The sequence below is a fragment of the Pseudomonas sp. PP3 genome (assembly GCF_905336995.1).
Classification (GTDB): domain Bacteria; phylum Pseudomonadota; class Gammaproteobacteria; order Pseudomonadales; family Pseudomonadaceae; genus Aquipseudomonas; species Aquipseudomonas reinekei.
Genome location: NZ_HG995459.1, coordinates 2,356,992 through 2,382,631, shown reverse-complemented (window position 1 = coordinate 2,382,631; position 25,640 = coordinate 2,356,992). Strand labels below are relative to the sequence as shown.

At 59.3% G+C, this 25,640-nt stretch carries 30 protein-coding genes and 1 pseudogene; 11 read left to right on the top strand and 20 right to left on the bottom strand.

Annotated features, from left to right (window positions below; genetic code table 11):
* Nucleotides 1-164: 164 nt before the first annotated feature.
* On the bottom strand, nucleotides 165-1,367 hold the full coding sequence (locus KHO07_RS11005; protein ID WP_150736188.1) for an NAD(P)/FAD-dependent oxidoreductase: 1,203 nt from the start codon (nucleotides 1,365-1,367) through the stop codon (nucleotides 165-167).
* Nucleotides 1,368-1,660: 293 nt separating this feature from the next.
* On the opposite strand from KHO07_RS11005, the gene KHO07_RS11000 reads away from it, so the two are divergent.
* Complete coding sequence (locus KHO07_RS11000; RefSeq protein WP_212627194.1) at nucleotides 1,661-2,230, top strand: Rrf2 family transcriptional regulator; 570 nt, start codon at nucleotides 1,661-1,663, stop codon at nucleotides 2,228-2,230.
* A 3-nt stretch (nucleotides 2,231-2,233) separates the two neighbouring features.
* Here KHO07_RS11000 and KHO07_RS10995 read toward each other — a convergent pair whose 3' ends face one another.
* Together KHO07_RS10995 and KHO07_RS10990 are read right to left on the bottom strand one after the other, a co-directional pair.
* Nucleotides 2,234-2,575 (bottom strand): hypothetical protein, encoded by a 342-nt coding sequence (locus KHO07_RS10995; protein ID WP_150736190.1) that lies wholly within the window; start codon nucleotides 2,573-2,575, stop codon nucleotides 2,234-2,236.
* A gap of 71 nt (nucleotides 2,576-2,646) precedes the next feature.
* Entirely contained in the window at nucleotides 2,647-2,859 is a 213-nt protein-coding gene (locus KHO07_RS10990) for a hypothetical protein (RefSeq protein ID WP_212627193.1), read from the bottom strand.
* A gap of 168 nt (nucleotides 2,860-3,027) precedes the next feature.
* On the opposite strand from KHO07_RS10990, the gene KHO07_RS10985 reads away from it, so the two are divergent.
* Nucleotides 3,028-3,261 carry a hypothetical protein gene (locus tag KHO07_RS10985; RefSeq protein WP_075949387.1) on the top strand — a complete coding sequence of 78 codons (234 nt, stop codon included), beginning with the start codon at nucleotides 3,028-3,030 and terminating at the stop codon, nucleotides 3,259-3,261.
* 244 nt (nucleotides 3,262-3,505) lie between these two features.
* Here the strand turns inward: KHO07_RS10985 and KHO07_RS29140 are convergent, their stop codons facing one another.
* A complete protein-coding gene (locus tag KHO07_RS29140) occupies nucleotides 3,506-3,697 on the bottom strand; it encodes a DUF2188 domain-containing protein (protein WP_150736193.1) in 192 nt (63 codons plus the stop codon).
* 218 nt (nucleotides 3,698-3,915) lie between these two features.
* Here KHO07_RS29140 and KHO07_RS10980 point away from each other — a divergent pair, with 218 nt between their 5' ends.
* Complete coding sequence (locus KHO07_RS10980) at nucleotides 3,916-4,278, top strand: NUDIX hydrolase (protein WP_150736194.1); 363 nt, start codon at nucleotides 3,916-3,918, stop codon at nucleotides 4,276-4,278.
* A gap of 11 nt (nucleotides 4,279-4,289) precedes the next feature.
* Here the strand turns inward: KHO07_RS10980 and KHO07_RS10975 are convergent, their stop codons facing one another.
* From KHO07_RS10975 to KHO07_RS10940, 8 genes are all read right to left on the bottom strand, one after another.
* Nucleotides 4,290-5,063, bottom strand: coding sequence for a 1,6-dihydroxycyclohexa-2,4-diene-1-carboxylate dehydrogenase (locus KHO07_RS10975; RefSeq protein WP_150736195.1), 774 nt, complete (start codon nucleotides 5,061-5,063; stop codon nucleotides 4,290-4,292).
* A gap of 7 nt (nucleotides 5,064-5,070) precedes the next feature.
* Entirely contained in the window at nucleotides 5,071-6,084 is a 1,014-nt protein-coding gene (benC, locus tag KHO07_RS10970) for a benzoate 1,2-dioxygenase electron transfer component BenC (protein ID WP_150736196.1), read from the bottom strand.
* A 10-nt stretch (nucleotides 6,085-6,094) separates the two neighbouring features.
* The gene (gene benB / locus KHO07_RS10965) at nucleotides 6,095-6,583 is read right to left on the bottom strand and encodes a benzoate 1,2-dioxygenase small subunit (RefSeq protein WP_150736197.1); all 489 of its coding nucleotides are present in this window, start codon (nucleotides 6,581-6,583) and stop codon (nucleotides 6,095-6,097) included.
* Nucleotides 6,580-7,944, bottom strand: a complete 1,365-nt coding sequence (benA, locus tag KHO07_RS10960; protein WP_150736198.1) for a benzoate 1,2-dioxygenase large subunit — start codon at nucleotides 7,942-7,944, stop codon at nucleotides 6,580-6,582. Before benA ends, benB begins: the two co-directional genes overlap by 4 nt.
* Nucleotides 7,945-8,161: 217 nt before the next feature.
* Nucleotides 8,162-9,121 (bottom strand): AraC family transcriptional regulator, encoded by a 960-nt coding sequence (locus tag KHO07_RS10955; RefSeq protein ID WP_150736199.1) that lies wholly within the window; start codon nucleotides 9,119-9,121, stop codon nucleotides 8,162-8,164.
* A 194-nt stretch (nucleotides 9,122-9,315) separates the two neighbouring features.
* Nucleotides 9,316-10,245 (bottom strand): catechol 1,2-dioxygenase, encoded by a 930-nt coding sequence (gene catA / locus KHO07_RS10950; RefSeq protein WP_212627192.1) that lies wholly within the window; start codon nucleotides 10,243-10,245, stop codon nucleotides 9,316-9,318.
* A 55-nt stretch (nucleotides 10,246-10,300) separates the two neighbouring features.
* Nucleotides 10,301-10,591 (bottom strand): muconolactone Delta-isomerase, encoded by a 291-nt coding sequence (gene catC / locus KHO07_RS10945; protein ID WP_034150962.1) that lies wholly within the window; start codon nucleotides 10,589-10,591, stop codon nucleotides 10,301-10,303.
* Between the two features lie 10 nt (nucleotides 10,592-10,601).
* On the bottom strand, nucleotides 10,602-11,750 hold the full coding sequence (locus KHO07_RS10940; RefSeq protein WP_212627191.1) for a muconate cycloisomerase family protein: 1,149 nt from the start codon (nucleotides 11,748-11,750) through the stop codon (nucleotides 10,602-10,604).
* Nucleotides 11,751-11,877: 127 nt separating this feature from the next.
* Here KHO07_RS10940 and KHO07_RS10935 point away from each other — a divergent pair, with 127 nt between their 5' ends.
* Nucleotides 11,878-12,765, top strand: coding sequence for a LysR family transcriptional regulator (locus KHO07_RS10935; protein ID WP_150736202.1), 888 nt, complete (start codon nucleotides 11,878-11,880; stop codon nucleotides 12,763-12,765).
* 59 nt (nucleotides 12,766-12,824) lie between these two features.
* Here the strand turns inward: KHO07_RS10935 and KHO07_RS10930 are convergent, their stop codons facing one another.
* From KHO07_RS10930 to KHO07_RS10920, 3 genes are all read right to left on the bottom strand, one after another.
* Complete coding sequence (locus KHO07_RS10930; RefSeq protein ID WP_075949398.1) at nucleotides 12,825-13,064, bottom strand: DUF1652 domain-containing protein; 240 nt, start codon at nucleotides 13,062-13,064, stop codon at nucleotides 12,825-12,827.
* Nucleotides 13,065-13,176: 112 nt separating this feature from the next.
* Nucleotides 13,177-14,076 carry a polysaccharide deacetylase family protein gene (locus KHO07_RS10925; protein WP_212627190.1) on the bottom strand — a complete coding sequence of 300 codons (900 nt, stop codon included), beginning with the start codon at nucleotides 14,074-14,076 and terminating at the stop codon, nucleotides 13,177-13,179.
* A gap of 135 nt (nucleotides 14,077-14,211) precedes the next feature.
* Complete coding sequence (locus KHO07_RS10920; RefSeq protein ID WP_150736204.1) at nucleotides 14,212-15,159, bottom strand: ABC transporter substrate-binding protein; 948 nt, start codon at nucleotides 15,157-15,159, stop codon at nucleotides 14,212-14,214.
* A gap of 295 nt (nucleotides 15,160-15,454) precedes the next feature.
* Between KHO07_RS10920 and KHO07_RS10915 the strand changes: the two are divergent.
* The 5 genes and pseudogenes from KHO07_RS10915 to KHO07_RS10895 all read left to right on the top strand — a co-directional run bounded on the left by KHO07_RS10915 (nucleotide 15,455) and on the right by KHO07_RS10895 (nucleotide 18,809).
* Nucleotides 15,455-15,915 (top strand): annotated as a pseudogene (locus KHO07_RS10915) (hypothetical protein).
* A 90-nt stretch (nucleotides 15,916-16,005) separates the two neighbouring features.
* Nucleotides 16,006-16,842 (top strand): ABC transporter permease, encoded by an 837-nt coding sequence (locus tag KHO07_RS10910; protein ID WP_212627189.1) that lies wholly within the window; start codon nucleotides 16,006-16,008, stop codon nucleotides 16,840-16,842.
* A gap of 3 nt (nucleotides 16,843-16,845) precedes the next feature.
* Entirely contained in the window at nucleotides 16,846-17,559 is a 714-nt protein-coding gene (locus KHO07_RS10905) for an ABC transporter ATP-binding protein (RefSeq protein ID WP_150736207.1), read from the top strand.
* A 39-nt stretch (nucleotides 17,560-17,598) separates the two neighbouring features.
* Nucleotides 17,599-18,279, top strand: coding sequence for an SOS response-associated peptidase family protein (locus KHO07_RS10900; protein ID WP_212627188.1), 681 nt, complete (start codon nucleotides 17,599-17,601; stop codon nucleotides 18,277-18,279).
* A 257-nt stretch (nucleotides 18,280-18,536) separates the two neighbouring features.
* Nucleotides 18,537-18,809 (top strand): hypothetical protein, encoded by a 273-nt coding sequence (locus tag KHO07_RS10895; RefSeq protein ID WP_212627187.1) that lies wholly within the window; start codon nucleotides 18,537-18,539, stop codon nucleotides 18,807-18,809.
* Nucleotides 18,810-18,935: 126 nt separating this feature from the next.
* Here the strand turns inward: KHO07_RS10895 and KHO07_RS10890 are convergent, their stop codons facing one another.
* The 3 genes from KHO07_RS10890 to KHO07_RS10880 all read right to left on the bottom strand — a co-directional run bounded on the left by KHO07_RS10890 (nucleotide 18,936) and on the right by KHO07_RS10880 (nucleotide 20,167).
* The gene (locus tag KHO07_RS10890) at nucleotides 18,936-19,091 is read right to left on the bottom strand and encodes a hypothetical protein (RefSeq protein ID WP_191635299.1); all 156 of its coding nucleotides are present in this window, start codon (nucleotides 19,089-19,091) and stop codon (nucleotides 18,936-18,938) included.
* A gap of 66 nt (nucleotides 19,092-19,157) precedes the next feature.
* On the bottom strand, nucleotides 19,158-19,469 hold the full coding sequence (locus tag KHO07_RS10885; RefSeq protein ID WP_191635301.1) for an AzlD domain-containing protein: 312 nt from the start codon (nucleotides 19,467-19,469) through the stop codon (nucleotides 19,158-19,160).
* Complete coding sequence (locus KHO07_RS10880) at nucleotides 19,469-20,167, bottom strand: AzlC family ABC transporter permease (protein ID WP_150736211.1); 699 nt, start codon at nucleotides 20,165-20,167, stop codon at nucleotides 19,469-19,471. The genes KHO07_RS10885 and KHO07_RS10880 overlap by 1 nt, the downstream gene beginning before the upstream one ends.
* 285 nt (nucleotides 20,168-20,452) lie before the next feature.
* Between KHO07_RS10880 and KHO07_RS10875 the strand changes: the two genes are divergently transcribed.
* Nucleotides 20,453-20,815: a DUF2784 domain-containing protein gene (locus tag KHO07_RS10875; protein ID WP_212627186.1), complete on the top strand. Its 363-nt coding sequence runs from the start codon at nucleotides 20,453-20,455 to the stop codon at nucleotides 20,813-20,815.
* A gap of 63 nt (nucleotides 20,816-20,878) precedes the next feature.
* Here KHO07_RS10875 and KHO07_RS10870 read toward each other — a convergent pair whose 3' ends face one another.
* The gene (locus KHO07_RS10870) at nucleotides 20,879-22,432 is read right to left on the bottom strand and encodes a sensor domain-containing diguanylate cyclase (RefSeq protein WP_212627185.1); all 1,554 of its coding nucleotides are present in this window, start codon (nucleotides 22,430-22,432) and stop codon (nucleotides 20,879-20,881) included.
* Nucleotides 22,433-22,522: 90 nt separating this feature from the next.
* Nucleotides 22,523-23,050 carry a DUF3087 domain-containing protein gene (locus KHO07_RS10865; RefSeq protein ID WP_150736214.1) on the bottom strand — a complete coding sequence of 176 codons (528 nt, stop codon included), beginning with the start codon at nucleotides 23,048-23,050 and terminating at the stop codon, nucleotides 22,523-22,525.
* Between the two features lie 231 nt (nucleotides 23,051-23,281).
* Between KHO07_RS10865 and ppnN the strand changes: the two genes are divergently transcribed.
* Nucleotides 23,282-24,655 (top strand): nucleotide 5'-monophosphate nucleosidase PpnN, encoded by a 1,374-nt coding sequence (ppnN, locus tag KHO07_RS10860; protein ID WP_150736215.1) that lies wholly within the window; start codon nucleotides 23,282-23,284, stop codon nucleotides 24,653-24,655.
* Nucleotides 24,656-25,640: the final 985 nt, after the last annotated feature.

Below are 25,640 nucleotides of genomic sequence, written 5' to 3'. Positions count from 1 at the left end.
CCCGTGAAATTTTATAGTTTTATTTTCATGAAAAAATACACGATGAATTTCATTGGGGCAATGGTGTCGTTAGCGCAGCACGGATAGGTACACAAACCAAAACGCAAAAAAATCCCGCCCGGGCAACCCCGGGCAGGACTCATATCAATCAAGAAACCAGAAAATCACGCAACCGGAATCAACGGATCCGCCGCCGCCCAGGCCACTGCACGATCAGCCACCGGTGGGTAAATCCACACCGTGTTGATTTGCGTCTTGAGTTCCTTGCCTTCCTGCCCGAACAACTTGACCTGACGATCCCAGCCCTCGGTATAAACCGCCCCCCAAGCCCCCAGGTCCAGACAGGTCACGTACTTCGGCTGACGATACGGTGTCGGCTCCACACCCAGAATCTGTGCCGCCACGTTATTGCCCGCATGACGCCCCAACGCAATGGCGTGCTGACAGGTCATCAACGCATGGTTGCCGATGTCGTCGCTGGCCGCGTAGGCAACATCACCCGTAGCGTAGACATCGTCCAGCCCGATGACTTTCAGATGCGCATCAACATGCAGGCGTCCCAGATGATCGCGCTCGGCGGGGATCTGCTCGGTCAGCGAACTGGCGCGCACGCCGGTCGTCCAGACCACGGTCCTGGCGTCGATGCGCTGGCCATCGGACAACGTCACGCCTTGTTCATCGACAGCGACAACCGAAGCGTTCAGGTGCCATTTCACGCCGGTTGCAACGCTGGCTTCAACGATTTTCTCGGCGATTTGCGGCCCCATGGAACCGCCGACCTTGTTACCGCGATCCACGATGATCACGTTGATGTCCGCACGATCACCCAGGATGGCACGCAGGCGAGTCGGCATTTCAGTCGCCGTTTCGATGCCGGTGAAACCGCCGCCGGCCACCACGACGGTATTACGCGCCGGGCTTTCTGGCTGGCTGGCCAGGGACTTGAGGTGGTTTTCCAGGCGCACGGCCTGCTCGATCTGGTCGACATCGAACGCATGCTCAGCCACACCCGGGGTGCCAGGCACGGCCAGACGACTGCCGGTGGCCAGAACGAGTTTGTCGTAGATGGCGACCTGTTTTTCGCCCGCCGCGTCGATGTAGCCCACACGCTTTTGCGCTACGTCGATGGTTTCGGCGGCGCCCTTGATGAATTTCACACCGACCGCATCGAACAGTTCGCCAATCGGAGCGGCCAACTGGTGGGCATTGGGCTCGTAGAAGCGCGGACGCACACGCAGTTCGGCCTGGGGAGCCAGCACGGTCACTTCAACGTCATCGTGACCATGAATGTCGAACAAACGCGTGGCGCTCAAAGCGGTCCACATGCCACCGAAACCTGCGCCGATTACCAAAATGTGCTGTTTCATTTGTCGCTCCAGAGAGGCATTGAAATTCGTTGAATGATCAGGGGATTGGTGTGCTCGTCCTTGTGAACGCAGCGCTGGGCTCCCGACCTGACAACGGCGACTCTATTGGTCCAAGTTAAAAGCCGCAACAGATTTTTTCAAATGCTTGCAATCGATCAAATCGATACACCGGGAAAACCCTCTGAAACCCAGAGCCTCAGAGCAGTTATCGGAAAAATTCAAAAGCGCTTCAGCGCGTTGAATGGTCGGTCATCAGCTGTTAATATTTGCGACAACATTAGTCGGAGATCGAGATGTCTCTTTACAGCGCAGGTGTCGAGTACGGCATTCACTGCCTGATTTTCCTGGTGGGCAATTGCGGCGATACCCGTGAAGCGAGCGTGCGCGACCTTGCGGAACTGCAGGGCGTGCCTCTGGACTATCTGGCAAAAATCTTCACCAAACTGGCCAAGGCAAAACTGGTGGTCGCCACTGAGGGTGTGCGGGGGGGCTTCAAGTTGGCGCGACCAGCCGATGAGATCTCGCTACTGGATATCGTCAACGCCATCGATGGGCGCAAGGCCATTTTTGAATGCCGGGAGATTCGCGGTCGCTGCGCATTATTTGAGGGTGAAGCCCCCGCCTGGGCGCTTGAAGGCCACTGTTCGGTGCATGGCGCGATGATGACGGCGCAAAAGCGCATGGAAGACGCCCTCGCCCAGCAAACCATTCTGGATATCGCCCGGAAGGTCGGACGTAAAGCGCCAGCCGAGTTCAATGCGCAGGTTGACAACTGGATGAATGAGCGCCGGGAAAAAAAAGGCACAGCCAACGCTCAGGTAAGCGACGATCAACTCATCCAGGTCACGGACATCTCTGGCTGAAGACTACAGGCAGTCACGCACTGCATCGCGCAGTGCGCCGGATTTCGCCCAGGGCGGCCCTTGATACAGCGACACCCGGCTACCGTCCTTCGACTTCACGATATCCAGAACCTCGTCGGCCGTGATGATGCTGGGCGCGGTGATCCGGTAGCCGTTGGAAATCGACGCCTGAGTGCTGTTGGAAACTTCTTTCTGCCACATCGGCAATACGCACGCTGCATAGTCCTTGGGTGCTTTCTCACTGTACTTGCTGACATTCGGTTCGCCGGGCACTACAGACGCCGGCAACGAACATCCCCCCATCAACGCCAAAACCACACCCCCCAACAACATGCGACTCTGCATAAAGCATCCTTATCCTGAAAACATGAAATGTAGCCTGTCCCCACCCCGGCAGCCATTTTCGGCGTCGCGCCCTAGACGTTGTGGTCGCCAGGTTCAGGGTATGAGCGTTCGTTCAAATAGGTCATCCAGCGCTCATAGGCTTCGTGCTGCCATTGAGTGACCCGCTCCCATTCGGGCCCGCTGAGCTGGTGGCCGGAAATAAGATTCATCATTGCGCTGGTGGCCGCATCCAGATCGGCGATCAGTTCATGGGCCTGTGCTCTGAAGTCATCGGTTGCCGTCATTTGAACTTGACCCCGCCATCTGAAAAATAGCTACGTGACTACGACAGCGAATTTTGCCGTTCGCGCAAATTTCCCGACCAAAGGATGCGGCGCAGAAACAGACGAATACAACGTCCCGTGTCAGTAATGGGTCTAACATTTCGTAGCACAGCGTTTCAGGAGAACATCATGTGGCTTAACGAAAGCGAACAAGCGCTTCGGCGTGATCTGCAAGGGCTGGCATCAGACCTGCGATGGTCGGCAGTGGAACTGTTGCGCATCGCGGAGCAATTGCGCCTGACTGGTAACGATGTCGATGCAGAAGCCGTCAAGCGCCTGTGCGACCTGTTTCAAGGCGATGAAAAGCGATTGTCGGAGTATGCCGAGGAAGTGAAAGCCAAGACCATCACTCGCAATAAGTGAGACCTTTCACCGGACACAATAAAAAGCCCCGGCATGCCGGCAATGCTGTTCAGTCAAGGACGAACACTGTACCTGTGGCGAGGGAGCTTGCTCCCGCTGGACTGCGCAGCAGTCCCATTTTAGGGGCCGCTTCGCGCCCCAGCGCGAGCAAGCTCGCTCGCCACAGGATATTGATTGCTCGCTCTATCTCTCAAATGAACTGCATATGCCGGCATGCCGGGGCTTTTACGTGCGCTATAAGAGCTTACTGACTGTTCGCCTGCTTGCTCGATTTCGATCGGTAACCGGGAAGAGACGCCGCAAACGCCAAGGCTTCCTCTCGGCTGGAAAATGACGCCAGCCGGTCACCTTTGGTGCAGACGCGCCATGGGCCGTTGTTTACGCTGAGTACGTCGTAACCGTTCATGTGCATTCTGTTCAACATCGGAACGCTCATAGTCACCCTCCAATTCGGCAGCGATATCCAGAGTCAACGCTTCTACCTTACACCCACCTGCCGCGAGAGTGCCGACCAGACGTCGTCTCGAATTACTCCATTCAAATGCACTTTTACACTTTTAGAGCCCTCCAACTTCTCGAAGAGAGGCAAAATGCGCACGGCTTGAATATTGCATTTTTATTACTGTTTTGTGACACGCAGCAATCGGGTAACACATGAAAGTACGCGCAACCGTCATTTGCGAGCAGGACCGACACATTCTCCTGGTGCGCAAGCCGAGATGTCGCTGGGCATTGCCCGGCGGAAAGGTCGAACCCGGTGAAACGGTGACAGAAGCCGCCCAGCGCGAGCTCCAGGAAGAAACCGGGCTCGAGAGCGATGACATGCTGTACTTAATGGAGATGGAAACGGCAGGCACCCGCCACCACGTCTACGAAGCCTCAGTGGTGAACCTGGATGAAGCCCGGCCACAAAACGAAATCTTCGATTGCATCTGGTTTCCACTGGATGCCGTACACAACCTTAACACCAGCGACGCCACGCTCAGGATCATCAGAGCCTTTCAGCGTCGCTTGTAACCCATCGATCGTCAGCCCTGATCACCACCGCCAACCGGCATGACCATGCCTGTGATGTAGGAAGCGTCATCACTGGCCAGAAACAGGATAGCGCCGGCCTGCTCATCCAGCGTGCCGTAGCGTTTCATCAGGCTGCTGTCGATGGTCTGGTCGACGATCTGCTGATACCAGATTTTCTCTTGCGGGCTCTGCTCGGCGCTGTTGCGCGGAATCAGCCGTGGCGGCGCTTCGGTCCCCCCGGGCGCGGTGGCATTGACCCGCACGCCGCGTCCGGCGGTTTCGAATGCCAGGCACGCAGTCAGTGCATTCACGCCGCCCTTCGCCGCGCCGTAGGGCACGCGATTGACGCTGCGGGTGGCGATGGACGACACGTTGACGATCGCACCACTGCCCTGCTCCAGCATGAAGGGTAATGCGGCATGGCAACACCACAGTGTCGGGAACAGCGAACGGCGCACTTCGGCTTCGATCTGCGACGCTTCGTAGTGCTCGAAAGGCTTGGCCCAGATTGTCCCGCCGACGTTGTTGATCAACACGTCCAGGCGCCCGAAATGTTTGACGGCGGCCTGGATCACCCGGCTGCATTCTTCGTATTGCTCAAGGTCGGCAGTCAATGCCAGGACCTGGCTGCCCTGCCCCAGTTGCTGCTGGACCTCGAAGACCAGGTCGGAGCGATCAACCAGGATCAACTTCGCCCCTTCCGCCGCCATACGCTCAGCAACGCGCCGGCCGATGCCTTGCGCCGCGCCGGTGATCAGCGCGACTTTATCTGTGAATCTGTCCATGAGCACCTCACGCCGCGCTGGCGGCGAATTTTTCGTAGTAGAAGTTCACAGGCGCAATACCTTGCTCGCGGATGAACTGGCTGACGGCCTCGACCATCGGCGGCGGTCCGCACAGGTAGACGTCGACATCACCGTCATTCAAATGCTTTGGCTCGATGTGCTGGGTCACGTAGCCCTTGAGCGGATGCTGGCTCTCAGGGCTGGCGACGCAGGCACTGAAGGTGAAGTTGGGAATGCGCGCGGCGAAGGCTTCCAGGCGGTCGAGCTCCACCAGGTCGAAATCGTGGGTAACGCCGTAGATCAGGTGCAACGGATGATCACTGCCCTGCTCGGCGATTTTCTCCAGCATCGCGGTGAACGGCGCCAATCCGGTGCCACCGGCCAGCAACAGCAACGGGCGGCGGATATCGCGCAGGTAGAAACTGCCCAAGGGGCCGGCCAGGCTCATGCTGTCGCCCGCCTTGGCCATGCCGGTGAGGAAGCTGCTCATCAACCCGCCCGGCACGTTGCGGATCAGGAAGCTGACCTCGCCGTCGCGTTGCAACGAGCTGAACGAATAGGCGCGGGTCTGCTCGCTGCCGGGAATCCCCAGGTTCACGTACTGCCCCGGCAAGAATGCCAGTTTGCTCAACGCCTCGCCCTTGATCGATAGCGCGATGGTGCTGTCGGACAACTGGCGCACCGCGCTGATGGTCGCGTCATAGCTGGCCTGACGGGTGCGGCAGACCTCGGAGGACGTCGGCACCCGCACCACGCAATCGCTCTGCGCGCGCATCTGGCAGGTCAGGACAAACCCTTGTTCGGCCTCTTCAGGGCTGAGGGCGTCTTCAATGTACTCCTCGCCCAAATCGTATTGCCCGGCTTCGGCAAAGCACTTACAGGTGCCGCAGGCGCCGTCGCGGCAGTCCAGCGGAATGTTGATGCCTTGGCGGTACGCGGCATCGGCCACGGTTTCGCCGACGTTGGCGTCGATGAATCGAGTGACGCCGTCTTCAAAATTGAACGCGATGGAATGGGTCATGACGGCAGTCTCACAAATGGTAAACATCAATGACCTGGCGAACGTAATCGTTCTTCAGGATCACTTTCTTGGCCTTGATCAGCGGGTTTTCACCGCGCACATCGAGGGTGTAGAAACTGCTGCCGAAATAGCTGTCGACGGTTTTGTAGCGAAAGCTCAGGGTGTGCCAGTTGAAGCGCACCTTGCACAGTCCGTCGGCTTGTTCCAGTAGCTCGATGTTGCTGATGTTGTGGGACGTGCGGGTGTCCGGCACGCTGGCGCTGGAGCGCTCGGTCTTGATGCGGAAGATGCGGTCTTCAAGGCCGGTGCGGTTGCCGTACCAGATCAGCGAGATTTCCCGCTGCGGGTCTTCGGTCAGTTCATCGTTGTCGTCCCAGGACGGCATCCAGTACGTCGCGTCGGCGGCATACATTTCCAGCCAGTCGTCCCACTGGCGGTCGTCGAGGTAGCGTGCTTCGCGATAAAGGAAGTCGCGCACCGCTTCATAGGAAATGGTCATTGCACGTCCTCCACGGCGATCAGTTTCGACTGCTCGGCCGCCAGGGCCTTGAGCATGGTCTGCTGCCAATACTTGTGTTGCAGCACGAACAGGCCTTCGTCCTCGGTGCGCACACCGCTGAGCAGCGGATGCAGGTCGATTTCCTTCGCTGCCTCATCGGCGCCATCGATCCAGTGTTCGGCACCGCGGGACATGTCGTTCCAGGTGGTGACGCTGCCCTGGTAGCTGGTCTGGCACGAGCGGAACTCTTCCAGGTCGTCCGGCGTGGCCATGCCGCTGACGTTGAAAAAATCTTCGTACTGCCGAATCCGGCTCGACCGGGCGTGGTCGCTCTCGCCCTTCGGCGCGATGCAGTAAATGGTGATTTCCGTACGGTTGACCGAGATCGGCCGGGCGATACGAATCTGCGAGCTGAACTGGTCCATCAGGTACACGTTCGGGTACAGGCACAGGTTGCGCGAGTTCTCGATCATCCAGTCGGCGCGAGCCTTGCCGAAGTCTTGCGCCAGCTCGTCGCGACGTTCGTACAGCGGACGATCCTCGGGGTTGGCCCAGCGGGTCCAGAGCAGCATGTGGCCCTTGTCGAAGGAATAGAAACCACCGCCCTGCTTGGCCCAGCTGCCGGCGCTCATGGTCGGGTTTTCGTCACCGGCTTCGCGCTGTTTGCGCTGGTTCTGGGTGGCCGCATAGTTCCAGTGCACGGAGCTGACGTGGTAACCATCGGCACCGTTTTCGGCGGTGAGTTTCCAGTTGCCTTCGTAGATGTAGCTCGAAGAACCGCGCAGCACTTCCAGGCCATCAGCCGACTGATCGACGATCATGTCGATGATTTTCGCCGACTCGCCCAAGTGCTCCACCAGCGGCAACACATCGGCCTTCAGGCTGCCAAACAGGAAACCGCGATAGGATTCGAAACGCGCCACTTTGGTCAGGTCGTGGGAGCCTTCGCAATTGAAGCTCGCCGGGTAACCGGCGTTGGCCGGGTCTTTGACTTTGAGCAGCTTGCCGGAGTTGTTGAAGGTCCAGCCGTGGAACGGGCAGGTGTAGGAGCTTTTGTTGCCGGACTTGTGCCGGCACAGGGTCGCGCCGCGATGACTGCAGGCGTTGATGAAGGCGTTGAGCACACCGTCCTTGTTGCGCGCGATGAAGATCGACTGGCGCCCCATGGTGGTGGTGTAGAAATCGTTGATATTGGGGATCTGGCTTTCGTGGGCCAGGTACAGCCAGTTGCCTTCGAAGATGTGTTCCATCTCCAGATCGAACAACCGGGGGTCGGTGAACATCTCGCGCTTGCAGCGATAGACGCCTTGTTCGGCATCGTCTTCAAGCAGGGAATGCAAATATTCGGGTCGCAGGGTCATGGCCGCCGCCTCCATTGTTATTGTTCAGGCAGGGGTCATGCTAGGACGGGGCAATGGGCTGGACTATCCGCGGGGTGCAGACCTTTATCCGTTTTGTGCAAGTGAACGTTGCGACACCGCTAACGGCAGGAGCCGGCTTGCTGGCGATTCAGGCGATGCGATGTGTCTGGGCTGACGCCTTCGCCAGCAAGCCGGCTCCTACAGGGGTTGTGGTGATTCAGTGCCGGCGCTTGAGGGTATCGGACGGCAACTCACCGAACTGCTTGCGATAGCTGTCGGAGAACCGCCCCAGGTGCAGGAAGCCGTAATCCATCGCCACTTCCGTGACGTTGCGCACGTTGCAGGTCGGGTCGCTGAGGCAGGCGTTGATGCGTTCCAGGCGTTTCTGGCGCAGGTAGTTTTTTGGCGTGAGTCCGGCATTGCGCTCGAACAGGCCATACAGCGAACGCAAGCTCATGTGCGCCTGGCGCGCGAGTTCTTCGCTGTCGATGTCCTGCTTGAGGTTATTGGCGATGTAATCGGCAATCGCCTCGAAGGTGGCCGTCTGCGAGCTCAGTTCGAGGCGGCAGACGTTGGTCTTCATCAGGCTGAGCATCTTGCTGACGATGATCTGCGTGTAATGCTCCTGCACCCTGGGGATCTGTTCGGTGGACTCGGCCTCCTGGCAGATCATCGCCAGCAGGTTGACGAAACCTTCCAGCTCATCGAGTTGATAACGGTTTTCCAGAAACCGCACGCCCTGCCCCGGATAACGCCAACGCTGCTCATCGCAGACGGACTCAAACAAGCGGGTCGGGACTTTGAGGATGAATTTTTCGCAATCGGCGGAATAGGTCAGGTCCACCGGATCGTCGGGGTTGATCAGCAACAATTCGCCGGGTGCAAAGTAATGCTCCTGGCCGTGGCCACGCCACAGGCAGTTGCCGCGCAGCAACACTTGCAGGTGATAAATACTGTCCAGCGCACCGGACGTCACGCGCACACTGGCTCCGTAGCTGATGCGACACAGGTCGAGGCTGGCGAACTTGCGATGGTCAAGGCTGGCCAGCGGACTGCCGGCACGGGGCATGAGAATGCAGTGATTACCGACGTGCTGATTGACGTAGCCCGACACCGCATAAGGGTCGGCATGGTCGAATACTCTGCTGCGCTGACTCAACAGTTGAGCTTGCATCATCGGGTCACTCTCATTGTTTTTATAAGTTGCTTCGGGCCATTCTAGAACACTGCATCAGTCCCTGGAGACTTTCCAGACAGCTAACCGAAACCCTTGTGGGAGCGAGCCTGCTCGCGAAAGCGGAATGTCAGTCAACATTGATGTTGACGCTGACTCCGTCTTCGCGAGCAGGCTCGCTCCCACATGGCTTGTTGTCAGTCTTCCAGTGCGCGAACCCGCTCGTGGCGCTGTTGCTCCTCAGGCTGGGCAGACGATTGCAGGGTGAAATCGAACTCGATTTCGGCAAAACGACCGCTCACGCCATGGGCAGCGGCGCGCTGCTGATCGTCGCTGAAGGTGATCTTGGCGATCAGTTCGTCACGGGTGGCGTAGGCGAAGTCGTCATGCAGGTACTTTTCGCCATCGAGGTTGATCTGCGTCGTCAGGTGGCGATGATCCGGTGCGGAAATGAAGAAGTGCACGTGCGCCGGACGCTGGCCATGACGGCCCAGTTGATCGAGCAGTTGCTGGGTCGGACCGTCCGGTGGGCAGCCGTAGCCCGACGGCACGATGCTGCGGAAACGGTAGCGGCCATCGGCGTCGGTGACGATGCGGCGACGCAGGTTGAATTCCGATTGGGTCGGGTCGAAGTACGAGTAGGTACCGCCGGTATTGGCGTGCCAGACGTCCACCACGGCACCGGCCAGCGGTTCGCCTGCGGTGTTGAACACACGACCTTGCATGAACAGGGTCACACCCGGATCAACGCCGTCATCCAGGCGTGCTTCGCCTTCGGACAGCGGTGCACCCGCCACGTACAACGGGCCTTCGATGGTGCGCGGGGTGCCGCCGGATTTGCCGGCCTGCTCGTCTTCGGCGTCCATCAACAGGTCGAGGTAGTGCTCCAGACCGAGACCGGCCACCACCAGCCCGGCTTCCTGACGCGCACCCAGCACGTTCAGGTAGTTGACCGCCTTCCAGAACTCTTCCGGGGTCACAGCGAGGTCTTCGATGATGTTCACCGAGTCACGCAGGATGCGGTAGATCAAGGCCTTGGTGCGTGGGCTGCCAGCATCGTTGTGCAGGCCGCTGGCCTCTTCGAGAAATTTCTGGACTTCGGCAGTGTGGGAAATCTTGACGTTCATTTTGGTGGGTTCCTCATCTTGTAATTATTAGGCTATCGCGCTGAACAGGCTGGGCTCAGCGGTCGTCGTCACGGATGGAAGAAGGATGCCGGCACATCGCGTCGATCTCGATGGCCATGTACGGGAACAGCGGCAGTTGCATCAGCAGGTCATGCAGTTCCTGAACGCTGTCGACATCGAACACGCTGTAATTGGCGTAGTGCCCGGCGATGCGCCACAAATGGCGCCACTTGCCTTGGTCTTGCAGGCGCAGGGCCAGGGCTTTTTCGTCAGCCTTCAATTTGGCCGCCGCTTCTGGATTCATGTCGACCGGCAGGTTCACGGTCATTTTTACGTGGAACAGCATAACGCTCTCCTCAGGCTTGATGAATGGCGGTGGATGACTTGTCGCGGCGGAAAAACGCCAGGCGCTCTTCATCCAGGGTCAGGCCCAGACCCGGGGTGTTCGGCACGTGCAACTCGAAATCACGGTAGACCAGCGGCTCGCTGAGAATGTCTTCGGTCAACAGCAGCGGGCCGAATAGCTCAGTGTCCCACGCCAGTTTGTTCAGGGTGACGAAGGCATGCGCCGAGGCCATGGTGCCCAGGCCACCTTCGAGCATGGTGCCGCCGTACAGGGCGATACCCGCCGCTTCGGCGATAGAGGCGGTGCGCAACACGGCGCGCGGGCCGCCATTCTTGGCAATCTTCAGGGCGAACACCGAAGCCGCGCCTTCGCGAGCCAGGTTGAACGCATCTTCCACACACTCGATGGACTCGTCGGCCATGATCGGCGCCGGGCTCATGGCGTTCAGACGCGCCATGCCGGCGCGGTTGTTGCGCGAGATCGGCTGTTCGATCAGGTCGATGCCATTGGTCCCGAGAATCCGGCAGGCACGCAGCGCGACAGCTTCGTCCCAGGCCTGATTGACGTCGACCCGCACACTGGCGCGGTCGCCCAGGGCTTTCTTGATCGCAATCACGTGGGCCAGGTCGCGGTTGACCTCGCCGGCACCAATCTTCAGTTTGAAGATGCGGTGGCGACGCAGGTCGAGCATTTTTTCCGCTTCGGCGATGTCTTTTTCGGTATCGCCACTGGCCAGGGTCCAGGCCACTGGCAGCGCATCACGCACCCGGCCGCCGAGCAATTCGCTGACCGGCAGGCCGAGGCGTTTGCCCTGGGCGTCGAGCAGCGCGGTTTCAATCCCGGATTTGGCAAAGGTGTTGCCACGGATGCTGCGCTCCAGGCGCAACATGGCGGCATTGACGTTGCCGCTGTCCTGGCCGATCAACAGTGGCGCGAAATGTTTGTCGATGTTGGTCTTGATGCTGTCCGGGCTTTCGTTGCCGTAGGCCAGGCCACCAATGGTGGTGGATTCGCCGATGCCTTCGATGCCGTCGGCGCACCGGACGCGGATGATCACCAGGGTCTGGTTCTGCATGGTGTGCATCGCCAGCTTGTGCGGGCGGATGGTCGGCAGATCGACGATGATCGTCTCGATCGACTCAATGGCTGTTGCAAGCATTTCGATACCCGTCAGGTTCTTGAAGTTCTGGAATCGATTCTCGTACGGCTTTTTTCTCGATGCCAATATAGAATTGGTCTGACTTGATACCTTAAAGGTATGCAAACAACTGACATCCGGAGGCTCCATGGAACTGCGGCACCTGCGCTATTTCCAGGTCTTGGCGCAAACCCTCAACTTCACCCGCGCCGCCGAACTGCTGCACATCGCCCAGCCGCCCTTGAGCCGGCAGATCCAGCAGCTGGAGGATGAACTGGGGGTGATCCTGCTGGAGCGCGGGCGACCGCTGAAGTTGACCGACGCCGGACGGTTTTTCCATGAGCACTCCACCGCCCTGCTCGAACAGCTGAACAAGATTTGCGACAACACGCGACGCATCGGGCTGGGAGAAAAAACCTGGCTGGGCATCGGTTTTGCGCCGTCGACGCTGTACGGCGTGCTCCCGGAACTGATCCGCCGCTTGCGCAGTGGCGAGCCGCTGGAGCTGGAGTTGGGCCTTTCGGAAATGACCACCCTGCAACAGGTGCAGGCATTGAAGGCCGGACGTATCGATATCGGCTTCGGACGCATCCGCATCGACGACCCGGCCATCGTACAAACCGTACTGACCGAAGACCGCCTGGTTGCCGCCCTGCCCGCCGGGCATCCTTTGCTTGCCGGCCCCATCAGCCTGCGCGATCTGGCCAGGGAACCCTTTGTGCTCTACCCCGGCAACCCGCGCCCCAGCTATGCCGATCACGTCATCGCGCTGTTCGAATCCTACGGCGTGAGCATCCACGTCGCGCAATGGACCAACGAACTGCAAACGGCGATTGGTTTGGTAGGGGCCGGAATCGGGGTCACGCTGGTGCCGGCCTCGGTGCAATTGCTGCACCGCGACGACATCGGCTTCACGCCATTACTGGAAGACAACGCGACCTCGCCGATCATTCTCAGTCGGCGGGTGGGCGATGTGTCGCCGGGCTTGAACCATTGCCTGCGGATGATTGATGAACTGTTGCCACAGGAAATATAAGGATCGTGGCGAGGGAGCTTGCTCCCTCGCCACAGGTTCGGTGTTAATCAACGATCGGCTCAGCCGGCAAAGGCCCGGCGTCCGGCGCTCATCTCGGTACGCAACTCGCCGATCAGCTCGGAGATGGCCCGCACGCTGGTCAGTTGCTCGGTCGAAACGCCATCGATCAACAGCTTGACGTCGCCGGAAGCGGGCTCGAAAACCTCGATGCGCAATAGGCCCAGGGTTTCCGTGCACTCGCAGGTCAGCGGCTCAAAACCGGACTCTACTATGTTGCAAAGTACTGAAATAGGAACCATGGCCGGTGCCTCGGCGACAGTTGATCGGTTTGGATCCGTTTCAGCATAGATCGCCTTTGCCGATTTTGCGCCAGCGAAAAATGTTAAATGCCTCTCACTTTGAACAGATTGTTCAATGCGGATTGTCCTTCCAGATCCAGTTCCACACGCCCGGCAGTTCAACCGGCTGCGAACTGTCGCGCAACGTGCGCGCCATCGCCGCGCGTTGCAGTGCGGCGGTGTCGTCGTAAAACGGCTGATCTGCGGTCCTGACGCCGGTCGCCTGGGCGCTGTCGAGCAGGATCTGCAAGTACTCGCGGGTATGCCGGGCGGTGTAGCGATTGAGGTCATGGAAGGTCACCACCACCGGAATCACCCCGTCCACCACGGGCAGCTCACCACGGGCGATGCGCTCGCGCACCTCGGACATTGAACGCAGCATGTGCGAACGCCGCCGCGGGCTGGCATTGAAGCCCCAGATCTTGCCATCGTTGGCGCTCAGGTCGGTGAGCAACACATGCAGGCCATGTTGCTGATAAGCGGCGAATGTGCGCTTGTCGTAACTCCAGAATGGCGGCCGCACCAGGGTTGGGGGCGCGCCGCTGATCGCGGCGATATCGGCACTGCCATCGGTGAGCGCCTGCTGCAATTCTTGCGCGTCCAGAGAACGGTGATTGGTGTGTGAAGGCGTGGCCGTATGAAAGGCCAGAATGTGCCCGGCATCGCGCTCGCGGTGCATGACCGCGCGGCCGATCTCACTGTTGCCGGCCCGTGTGGCGCGGGACTGGACGAAGAACACCGCTTTGATGTCGGTTTGCAGCGAATTCACCGCCAGACTGTCGAGCACGGTTTCGGTGGGGTTCCAGAAACTCGAGGCGGAGGGACCGTCATCGAATGTCAGCAGAAAGCGGATCGGCGGTTGCGCGCGCAGGCGTTGTTCGGTTTGCGGGGTCATGTCGATGGGCGCTGCAATACAGCCCAGCAGACTGGCGGTGATCGCGCCGGTCATGAGTATCTTCAACCACTGTTTCATGTTTTGCCTTGGGCCAGACCGTTGCGGTCAACACGTCAAACGGCAAAATTCCTTCGCCCGTTCATCCTTCTTCGGCCCGCAGCGCTGCGAGCCGAAGTTGGATAAGGGTACACAGAGTTTGGTTCCGAGGCTCGTTTACTGCGCCAGCGCCTGCTGGAATGAGCCGTCAATGATCGGCGCCGTGGCCAGTTCCGCTGGCAGTGCCTTGACCTTGAACAGGAAGTCCGCGGTGCTCTGCAAATCCTTGGCAGCCTGGGCGTCGACCGGGCCGACGGTCATGTGCGCCTGACGCAGCCAGTGGCGGGACACGTTCTGGTCGAGATTGGCTTTCTTGGCCCAGAGGTCGGCGTACTCGTCGGTATGGTTATCGACCCACGCCCGGGCCTTTTTCAGACGCCCGAGGAAATCGGCGATCGCTTCACGCTTGCTGTCGATCGAGGGCGTTGAGGCGGCAATGGCACTGAGACCAGGCATCAGGTTCTTTGCGGTGAGAATCGGCCGCGCGCCGGAGAACAGTATTTGCTGGGAAATGTACGGTTCCCACACCGGAAAGGCATCGATGCTGCCTTGAGGCAACGCAGCGGCAGCGTCGATCGGCATCAGCTTGATGAAGTCGACGTAGTCTTCCGGCAAATCGGCTTTTTCCAGGGCGCGCAAGGTCAACTGCTGGCTCCAGGCGCCGGGCCAGTAGGCGACTTTCTTACCCTTGAGATCAGCGATGGTTTTTACCGGCGAGTCCTTGGGTACCAGCAAGGCGATGGTGTCGGGGTTCTGCCGCGACACACCGATCAGTTTGACCGGCGCCTGTTTGGCAGCGAGAAACAGAAAGCCCGAGTCACCGAGAAAACCCAGGTCCAGCGCGCCGGTGTTCAGCGCTTCGGCCAGGGGTGCGGCCGCCTGGAAGTGTTTCCAGTCGACGGTGTACGGCGCGTCCTTCAATACGCCAGACGCTTCAACCGAGGCGCGAATGTTGTAGTAGTTCTGGTCCCCGATATGCAGGACCACAGGCTCGGCAGCGTAGGCCAATGGCGCGGAAAACAAAGCGCTGGTCAACAGACCGCGCACCAATCGGGACAGGTTCATCGAGAACTCCTTGAAGGCGAATTTGATAGACCATAACGCTCTTACAAGAAGCTGTTGAAATTCGATTTACGCATAAGCTCATGACTCGAACAATCAAGTGTTTGCCCAGCAACAGTGACTCAACAGACTGTTTTCCTGAGTACAGCCCATCACCCTCTCCGTCGTCCTGCAAGCCTTGAAAACCGGCGCACCGCGAACATGGCACAGAGCCTGCAATATTCCTTTTATGCAGGAAGCAATCGTGAAAAATACTTTTTTAGACATAAGAACCTCGCCGCCTTGCCCGGAGCCTCCCATGAAATCCACCTTCCGTTTTGCGTTGATCAGGTCCCTGCTCGGCGCCTGTGTCCTGGCTCTGAGCCTGCAACCTATGGCGCAGGCGGCTGAAACGCCGCCAGCCGAAGTGCATTTGGATTACGCCTACTATTCGCCGGTCAGCCTGGTGCTCAAGCATTTCGGTTTTCTGGAAAAGGCCTTGCCCCAGACCAAAGGGCCCGGGAATGGGCGGTAAACAATCCTGACGAACTGGCGAAGCTGCTCGCCACCGAATCCGGCCTGTCGCTGGAAGTGGCCAAGCTGCAACTGTCGCGCACCGACCTGGGCAGCCCGCAACTGACTGCCAAGGATGTGCTCGCCTCCAAGTCCGCTACACCGATTCTGGTTTCCGAGGAATTGGTCCGCCGTGGGGTGAACGTCGATCAGGTGATCGATCAGTTGATCGACACCGGCTTCAAAGAAACCGTGGCACGTCAGTAAAAGCAAAAGATCGCAGCCTGCGGCAGCTTCTACAGGGACGCTATGTAGGAGCGGCCGCAGGCTGCGATCTTTTGATGTCTGGAGAAAAACATGACCAGCAAAACCAAAACCCTGCCCACCCACCTGGCATTGCCTGCACCGCACCGCCTTGACAAGACCTGGCGCCTGCGCCTCAAAGGCCTGGCCCTGCCGGTGCTGATAGTGCTGGTGCTGGAATTCGTCGTGCGCATCGGCTGGCTGCCGTCCTACCAAATGCCCGCCCCCAGCGAAATCGCCCTGACTCTCAAGGAACTGGCCGAAGGTGCATTGTGGAAACACATCGGTGCCAGCCTGTTGCGCGTACTGCTGGGTTTCAGCATTGGCGCAGGCCTGGCCCTGGTGTTTGCCGCCTGGGTCGGTTTGAGTCGTGAAGCCGAAGCCTGGCTGGAACCGACGTTCGCCGGCCTGCGCTCGATCCCGAGCCTGGCCTGGGTGCCGCTGTTGCTGCTGTGGCTGGGTATCGACGAAACCTCGAAGATCGTCCTGATCGCCATTGGCGCGTTTTTCCCGGTGTACCTCAATGGCGTCGCGGCGATCCGCAACATCGACCGCAAACTGGTGGAGGTCGGGCAAATGTACGGTTTCAGCCGCCGTCGCCTGGTGCAGCGGATTCTGCTGCCCGCCGCCCTGCCCGGCCTCTTCACCGGATTGCGCAGCGGCTTGAGCCTGGCCTGGATGTTTCTGGTGGCCGCCGAGTTGATCGCCGCCACCAAAGGCTTGGGTTATTTGCTCAGCGACGGTCGCGAGACGTCACGCCCGGACATCGTGCTGGCAGCGATCATCGTTTTGGCGCTGCTGGGCAAACTCAGCGACGGCCTGCTTGCCAGCCTGGAGAAACGCTTCCTGGCCTGGCGCGATACGTTCAACGGCCAAAGCTCAGAGGGTTAAGTCATGACCGGACACTTGCTGGATATCCACGTCGAGCGCAAATCCTTCGCCGCCACGACCGTGCTCAACAACGTCCATTTACAGTTGAAGGCCCGGGAAACCGTCAGCCTGCTCGGCCCCAGCGGCTGCGGCAAAAGTACCTTGCTGCGGATCGTCGCCCGGCTGGAAAAAGACTTCCAGGGCAGCCTGCGCAGCAATGCCGGTGAAGTCGCTTTCGTGTTTCAAGAACCGCGGCTGATGCCGTGGCTAACGGTCGAGCAAAACATCGGTTTCAGCGCCGACAAGCATTATGACAAGGCCTGGGTTGCACAACTGATCAAGGAAGTCGGCCTCGACGGATTTGCCCAGGCCTTGCCCAAGGCGCTTTCCGGTGGCATGGCGCAGCGGGTGGCGATAGCCCGGGGCCTCTACTCGCGACCGCAAGTGCTGTTGCTCGATGAACCCTTCAGCGCGGTGGATGCCTTTACCCGCATGAAACTCCAGGACCTGCTGCTGCAACTGGCCGAGCGCCACGCCATCGCCCTGCTGCTGGTGACACACGATGTCGACGAGGCGCTTTACCTGAGTGATCGCGTACTGGTGATGGACAATCGCCCGAGCAGTATTCGACAGGAACTGGCGGTGCAGCTGGCGCACCCTCGTGATCGGCGGGACCCGCTACTGGCGCAACTCAAGGCGTTGTCATTGACCGAGTTGCAACGGGCGCACGTGATCTGAGGCAACTAGACTGAAAGCCTTGGCCAGAGGAACCAGTCGATGTGCGGACGCTTGTCGCAATACCGGGGCATCCACGATTTCGTCGCGGTGCTGAGCATTCCCGACGCGCTGATCAACCACGTCGGCGATCAGCCCTTGGCACGCTACAACGCGGCGCCCACCACGCAACTGGCGCTGTTGCATCGGGAGGACGACGGCCTGCACGCCGATTCGCAGCGCTGGGGCTGGCGTCCGCATTGGGCCAAGGATCGCGCCGCGCCGATCAATGCGCGGGTCGAGAAAGTTGCCCACGGTCCGTTCTTTCGGTCGATCTGGCCACACAGGGCGATCTGCCCGGTCGACAACTGGTTCGAATGGGTCGATGCCGGAGACGGCACACGGCAACCCTGGCTGATCCGGCGACGTGATCAGGGACCGGTGTTCTGCGCTGCCATCGGCCAGTTCCCGACTGGCGGCGCAGCGCCCAGGGAAGACGATGGCTTTGTGATCATCACCGCCGACAGCGCCGGCGGCATGCTGGACATTCATGACCGTCGGCCGGTGGTGTTTTCAGCCGAACTGGCGCGGGAATGGCTGGACCCGGCCACGCCCCGGGAACGCGCGGAGCAAATGGTACTTTTGCAAGGTGAAGACAGTCACGCGTTCTGCTGGCACAAGGTTGGCAAAGCGGTTGGCAATACGAGAAACCAGGGACCGGAATTAATTATTGAAGTGACCTGAAGTGTCAATATCGACAGTGACTCTGACATAAATAACAGTTATTTCCGAAAGATAAAGTTACAACTTTAACAATGACTGTTTCGGTGAGTTAACACCCGTATTCGATGTTTAACCGCTGGTCTGACCAGCGAGTCGCTTTGCATACATTTTTTGTCGCTAACGCTAATATTCGCGCCGTATTTCCAGCGGCACCATCAGCTGACCAAAGAGTCAGCAATTAAGGAATTCCCATACACCAAGCCTTGCAGAGAACTAAATTGCGCGACGATTTTATAAATAATCAAGTCGTGGGTTTGGCTCGTGTTCATCTTACAAAGACAGAGCACTACCAACTCGACTGTTTCATCGGGCAATACATACAGACCCGTAACTTGCGTTCAATCCCCAATATCAATGAAATTCTGAGTACAACCCTCGAAAACTACCCGGGCAAGCCCCCGGTGATGGTCAACGAGCTCAATGCATGGATCGACAAGACATTGGGTTTTCGGGCCGCTCATCCCGACTTTATGCCGTCGGACGACGCCTGAACCCCGCGCTCGCAACCTTCGCATTACCAGAGGTTCGTTGACCCTCTTTTTCTTTTAACAGACCCATGCGCCATCCACGTAGGCGCTGCCGCAAGCTGCGGCAGCGCCTACAGGGGCACGTTTCGGTCAGGGTTTTAATGGAATTTCGATGTCACGATCCGACAGCTCGCGACTGTCGTCGTGTTTCCACGTCTTCTCCGATTTTCGCTGCTGTTCAAGCTCTTCTTCTGTCGGTTCATCCATGTCGTCTTCCGGGTCCGGACGCTTGGGGTCGCTTGCCATGTTCACCTCTCTTCCTGAAGGGATCGTTCATCCGTTTTAAGCGTAGAACAGAATCCTGTGCCCGACTTACAGCCACCCGCGCAGCAAAAAGAAGAAGCCCATGCTCAACAACATACTGAGCAAGGTGTTGCGGGTGTAGAGCACCAGGCAGACCGCCACCAGCGAACTGATCAGGTACGGGTTGTCCCATTGCAGGTTCAGTTGTTTCTCGGGCATGAACACGATCGGCCCGCAAATCGCGGTCAACATCCCGGGCACGGCGAAGCCCAGAAACTGCCGGGCATTGCTGCTCAGGCGCAGTGGCAGCCGCGGCTCGAGAAAGACATAACGATTGAGAAACACCAGCACGCCCATGCCGAAAATGACTGCCCAGACCATCATGTGCGCGCTCCCTGGAATTTGTTGCAGATAAACCCGGCAGTCATGCCCGCCAGCCCCGACAGCACCAGCGCCGAGCCCCATTGCCAATAGCTGAACAGCACCGAGCAGAACAACGAAACGGCTACACAGACCACCGTCGGCACGTTGCGCACCACCGGGGTGATCAGCGCGATAAAAGTGGCGGCAATGGAGAAATCCAGCCCCAGGTGTTCCAGGCCGGGAATGCTGCTGCCAAGCACGATCCCGGCGAGGGTGAAGAGGTTCCAGGCAATGTAGAACGTCAGGCCGACGCCCAAGGCGTACCAGCGATCGAACTGCTGTTTGTCGTGCTGGCTGGTCAGGGCAAACAACTCGTCGGTGAGCAGAAATCCCAGGCCCACCCGCCAGCGACCTGGCAACGGCGAAATCACCGAGCGCATGCTCATCCCGTAGAGTAAATGCTGGGAGGTCAGCAACAACGTGGTCAACAGGATCGAAAAGATCCCGGCCCCGCCCTTGAGCATGCCGATGGCCACCAGTTGCGCGGCGCCGGCAAAGACAATGCTCGACAGGCCCTGCCCTTGCAGCGGCGTGAGATTGGCCTCGATGGCCATGGATCCGGCCAGCAAGCCCCAGGGCGCGGTGGCCAGGGACAATGGCATGATCGCTGCGGCACCGCGAAGAAACGCACGGCGCGGCAAGTGTGAGTTGGACATAACGCTCTACAACCAGAAGAAAGACGCCAGACTGTGCCAGCAGTCGCAGCCGAAGGCTTGAACAATCTTGCGCATTGCCACGAACCCGTTCCACTCAGATCGCACACGAGTTCTCCGTCGTTTGATCTTTGTTGAGCATGCTTCCCTGCACAATACGGCGCTGGAATTCGTCGAACAGGTCGACAAGTTGCGCTATCAAGCCAGGCACAACGGACGCAAGCACGCGCAGTTCACTGATTTTCGCGAGTAGGATAGAGCGATCGCCTGACCCCAGCGGGAGTCGACATGCTTTACCGAATTGCTGCCGATGGGCTGGTGCTGTTCCACCTGGCGTTCATTCTCTTCGTCTTGTTCGGCGGGTTGCTGCTGCTCAAATGGCGCCGCCTGATCGGCTGGCACCTGCCCTGCGCCGCATGGGGTGTGGCGGTGGAATTCTTCCACCTGCCCTGCCCGCTGACGCGCTGGGAAAACCTGATGCGCCACGCTGCCGGTCAAAGCGGTTATGGCGCTGGTTTCATCGAGCATTATGTGTGGCCGATCATTTACCCGGCCGGTCTGACGCCGGGCATTCAACTGTGGCTGGCCGGTCTGGTGTTGCTGGTCAACGGGGTGGTCTATGTTCAGGTGATCAAGCGGTGGTCCCGTTGAAAGATCGCAGTCCGAGGATTGAGGAGCAAACGGGTTCAGGGCAGTGACCGCTTTGTCTGCACCTCAGTTGGCGATGACGCTCATGTTTCGACCGCTGGCCTTGGCCACATACAACGCCTTGTCGGCAGCACCGATCAAGTCTTCGGTCGCCGCTTGTGAATCCGCATCGTAGCCACAGACGCCGACACTGACCGTCACAACCCCTTCGGGACTTTCACTGTGCTCCAGGCCGCTGGCGAGCACCGCGCTACGGATTTTCTCCGCCAGCAAAAACGCCCCCACGTAATCGGTCCCCGGCAGCACCACGGCAAACTCTTCGCCACCGAAACGCGACGCCAGGTCACCGGGACGCTTGATGGTGTCGACGATGATCGCACCGATCTTGCGCAAGCAGTCGTCGCCCGCCAGGTGCCCATAGCGATCGTTGAAGGCCTTGAAATGATCGACATCGATCATCAGCAGCGCGAGGCCGGTATGGTTGCGCCGGGCACGCCCCGCTTCGGCCTGAATGAACAGATCGAACTGACGCCGGTTGGCCAGCCCGGTGAGGGCGTCTTCCAGCGCCAACAGCTCCAGGTTGCGATTGACCTCCAGCAACTTGTCCTGGGCGCCGAGCAGTTCATTCTGAATGCGGTTTTGCTGTTTCATCAATTTGATCAGGCGATACCCCAGCACGCCCAAAAACCCCAGCAACAACGAGACGATCGCGGCACTGAGCAACGATTCCTTGCGCCAGCTCGCCAACACTTCATCTTTGTTCAACGCGGTAAAGACAATCAGCGGATAGCCCTCGACCCGACGATAACCCGTCACGCGCTCGACGCCGTCGATCACCGATGTGATCGTGGCCGTGCCCGCACTGCTGACGGGCAGCAACTGGGTGAACAGCGGGCTCTTGGTCAGGCTGGAACCGATGTCCGCATCATGGAACGGTCGACGCACGACAATGCGTGCATCATCGGCGATCAGGTTGATCACACCGTTCCTGCCAATGTCGATGCTGTCGTAGAGCTGCAGGAAGTGGCTGAGATAAATCGTCGCCAGTGCGACGCCGGCAAAGCTGCCGTCGGGATGATTGAGCCGACGCGATACGGTCATGATCCATTCGCCGCTGGAACGGCTCTTGATCGACGGGCCGATGTGCGGGCCGCGATCAGGGTGATCACGATGAAAGATGAAGTATTCACGGTCCGAATTGTTCGCCACACCGACTTCGGCGCCGTTTGAATTGGCGATCCATCGCCCGGTTTCGTCATACACAAACAGGCCATGGATCTGTTTCAATTCACTGCGCTGGGCGCTGAGCAGACGCTGCAAGCGATTGATCCGGCCCTCATCGATGCCATCGTTTTCAAGGCGATCGACCAGGGTAAACAGCAGCGTATCGGCCTGTTTGATCGTCGCCTGCGCTTGCGAGGCCAGGGTCTGCGCAAGGTTGGACATGGCCACTTCCTTGTCATGCAGGTGGTACTGGCGAGAACTCCAGGCCTCCCAGATGACAATCACCGCCATCGACAGGCAGACCGCAACCAGCAGCGTCACTGCGGAGCGAATCTTCAGGCGGGCAACGCCAGGCCGGCTAGTTTCGATACGATCGTGAATGGACGGATGCCCCATGTCGCTCGCTCCTTGATGATTGGGAAAACGAGGCTTCCTGCTCGATTTCTACTCACTATGCCTTCCCCGGGATGCCCACGGCTATCGGGGTTAGCCTGATGTGCGCTTCACCGCCTCCAGCCATGCCGGGTCCAGGCGTATTTGCTGCGGATCAAGCCCCAGCGCCTGCATTCGTGCTTCGTGTTGCTGCATTTCCCGGCTCAATTGCCCATGGTCGCTGGAGTTACCGTCCAGTTCGTGCATTTGGCTCAACCCCAGATGATAGAACCGAAGCAGCTTCATGGCCGTCGGATCGTCCGCCTGCACGGCGGCCGTGACGTGATGCATGACGTTGGTGACACTCATCAGGCTGCGCTTGAGTTGCCAACTATAGACCGCCGGCGCCATCCATTCCTGGGTCCAGAACACTTTGCGCATCAGCGCCGCCATCAACAGCACCGCGGCAAACACACCGCCGATGTTGAACCGCAGGTTGTCGCCGCCGGGCTCGCCGAACACAGCCACCGCCGCCGTCGAGAGCACCATCGCCAGCGCCACGAAGATCAGCGCAATGATCAGCGTGCTGCGCCGGGTCTGTTGCCGGTAGGTTTGGGCGTCCATCGGCTGGATTTCGAACATTGCGTCGCGATTCCTTTCTTCAGTGGTAAAAAGACTCTGCATCAAAAAGACTGCGGGGCATTATCGCCTCTGCACGGGATTTAGCTATGCTGGGCTCCCTTTTCATCTTTTCATCGTCAATCGGGGACATGGCGAGACCGCGTATTTAGTGCCATCTTCTTTCATGGATACACACTATTCGGATGCCATTCGTTGTTTCTGTAGGAATGACATCGTTTTAAGGATCATTGAATGACCCAACGACAAGTAATCAATGCTTCGGTCAGCCCGAAAGGCAGCCTGGAAACACTCTCCCAACGGGAAGTCCAGCAACTGAGCGAAGCCGGATCCGGCAGCACCTACGACATCTTCCGCCAATGCGCCCTGGCCATCCTCAACACCGGCGCCCACGTCGACAACGCCAAGACCATTCTCGAAGCCTACAAGGACTTCGAAATCCGCATTCACCAACAGGACCGAGGCGTACGCCTGGAACTGCTGAACGCCCCCGCCGACGCTTTCGTCGATGGCGAAATGATCGCCAGCACCCGTGAAATGCTGTTCAGCGCCCTGCGCGACATCGTCTACACCGAAAACGAACTCGACAGCCAACGCATCGACCTGAGCACTTCCCAGGGCATCAGCGACTACGTCTTCCACCTGCTGCGCAACGCCCGCACCCTGCGCCCCGGCGTCGAGCCGAAGATCGTGGTGTGCTGGGGCGGCCACTCGATCAACACCGAAGAATACAAATACACCAAGAAAGTCGGCCACGAACTGGGCCTGCGCAGCCTCGACGTGTGCACCGGCTGTGGCCCCGGCGTGATGAAAGGCCCGATGAAAGGCGCCACCATCGCCCACGCCAAACAGCGCATCCACGGTGGCCGCTACCTCGGTCTGACTGAACCGGGCATCATCGCCGCCGAGGCGCCGAACCCGATCGTCAACGAACTGGTGATCTTGCCGGACATCGAAAAACGCCTGGAAGCCTTCGTTCGCGTCGGCCACGGCATCATCATCTTCCCGGGCGGCGCCGGTACCGCGGAAGAGTTCCTGTACCTGCTCGGCATCCTCATGCACCCGGACAACGAAGGCCTGCCCTTCCCGGTCATCCTCACCGGCCCGAAACACGCCGCGCCATACCTGGAGCAAATCGACGCCTTCGTCGGCGCCACCCTCGGTGAGGCTGCCAAGCAGCATTACCAGATCATCATCGACAACCCGGCAGAAGTCGCCCGACAGATGACCGTGGGCCTCAAGGCGGTCAAACAGTTCCGCCGCGAGCGCAACGATGCGTTCCACTTCAACTGGTTGCTGAAAATCGACGAAGGCTTCCAGCGCCCGTTCGACCCGACCCACGAAAACATGGCCAACCTCAAACTCAGCCGCGACCTGCCGCCCCACGAACTGGCCGCCAACCTGCGCCGCGCGTTCTCCGGCATCGTCGCCGGCAACGTCAAGGACAAGGGCATCCGCCTGATCGAACAACACGGTCCGTATCAAATCCGTGGCGATGCGGCGGTCATGCAGCCGCTGGATCAACTGCTCAAGGCATTTGTCGCACAGCACCGGATGAAGTTGCCGGGGGGTGCGGCTTATGTGCCGTGTTATCGAGTGGTTGCGTGACTGATGGAATGAACTGCTGATGACACAAGCCGGAGCGATTGCTTCGGCTTGTTGCTTTCAGGGCCGGGGAAAAGCCGTGTTCCAAAGGGAATGCTGGTGGCGGGATACATCTATCAGATCATGTGGCTGCTACGACGCCATCGCCAGCAAGCCGGCTCCTACAGGGGGGAATGCGGACGAACCCGACAAACAGGCCGGCCGGTAGGCCGCCTCGCGTTGGCGTTGCCGTTGGCTTTTGCTTTTGATTTTCTTGCCCCCTCGAGAGGCCGAGCGCAGGTGCTGCGCAGTGGGCAACCCGGCATGGATGCCGGGTTAGCCGCCCCCGGCCATGGATGGCCGATGGCGGCGGGCCCACGGAGCAGGACCGGAGCGAGGGCATGCCGAGCCACAGCGAGGCACCTAACGAAAGGGGCAAGAGCCCTTTGGTTACTTTGGGGCTTTTCCAAAGTGACCCGCTGTAAGAGCGGAACCCTAAGCAGCCGTTACCGCAGCAACGGATATGTACACCAGCAAATGCAAGGCTGACAGTCAGGCCGCCATCGCTGGCAGGCCAGCTCGCACAGAAATCGGGTGTGGCCACAACAGCCAGGTCGGCTGTCAGGCCGCCGCGCTTTTGATTTGGCTTTTGATTTTCTTGCCCCATCGAGAGGCCGAGCGCAGGTGCTGCGCAGTGGGCAACCCGGCATGGATGCCGGGTTAGCCGCCCCCGGCCATGGATGGCCGATGGCGGCGGGTCCACGGAGCAGGACCGGAGCGCGGGCATGCCGAGCCACAGCGAGGCACCGAACGAAAGGGGCAAGAGCCCTTTGGTTACTTTGGGGCTTTTCCAAAGTGACCCGCTGTAAGAGCGGAACCCTAAGCAGCCGTTACCGCAGAAACGGATATGTACGCAACCCACCCAAAGCATGGTCGGCTACAAGGCCGCCAAGCCCAAAAAAATCCGCCAACCACAATCCCCGCCGCTCCTCTAGAATGCCCCAAACCG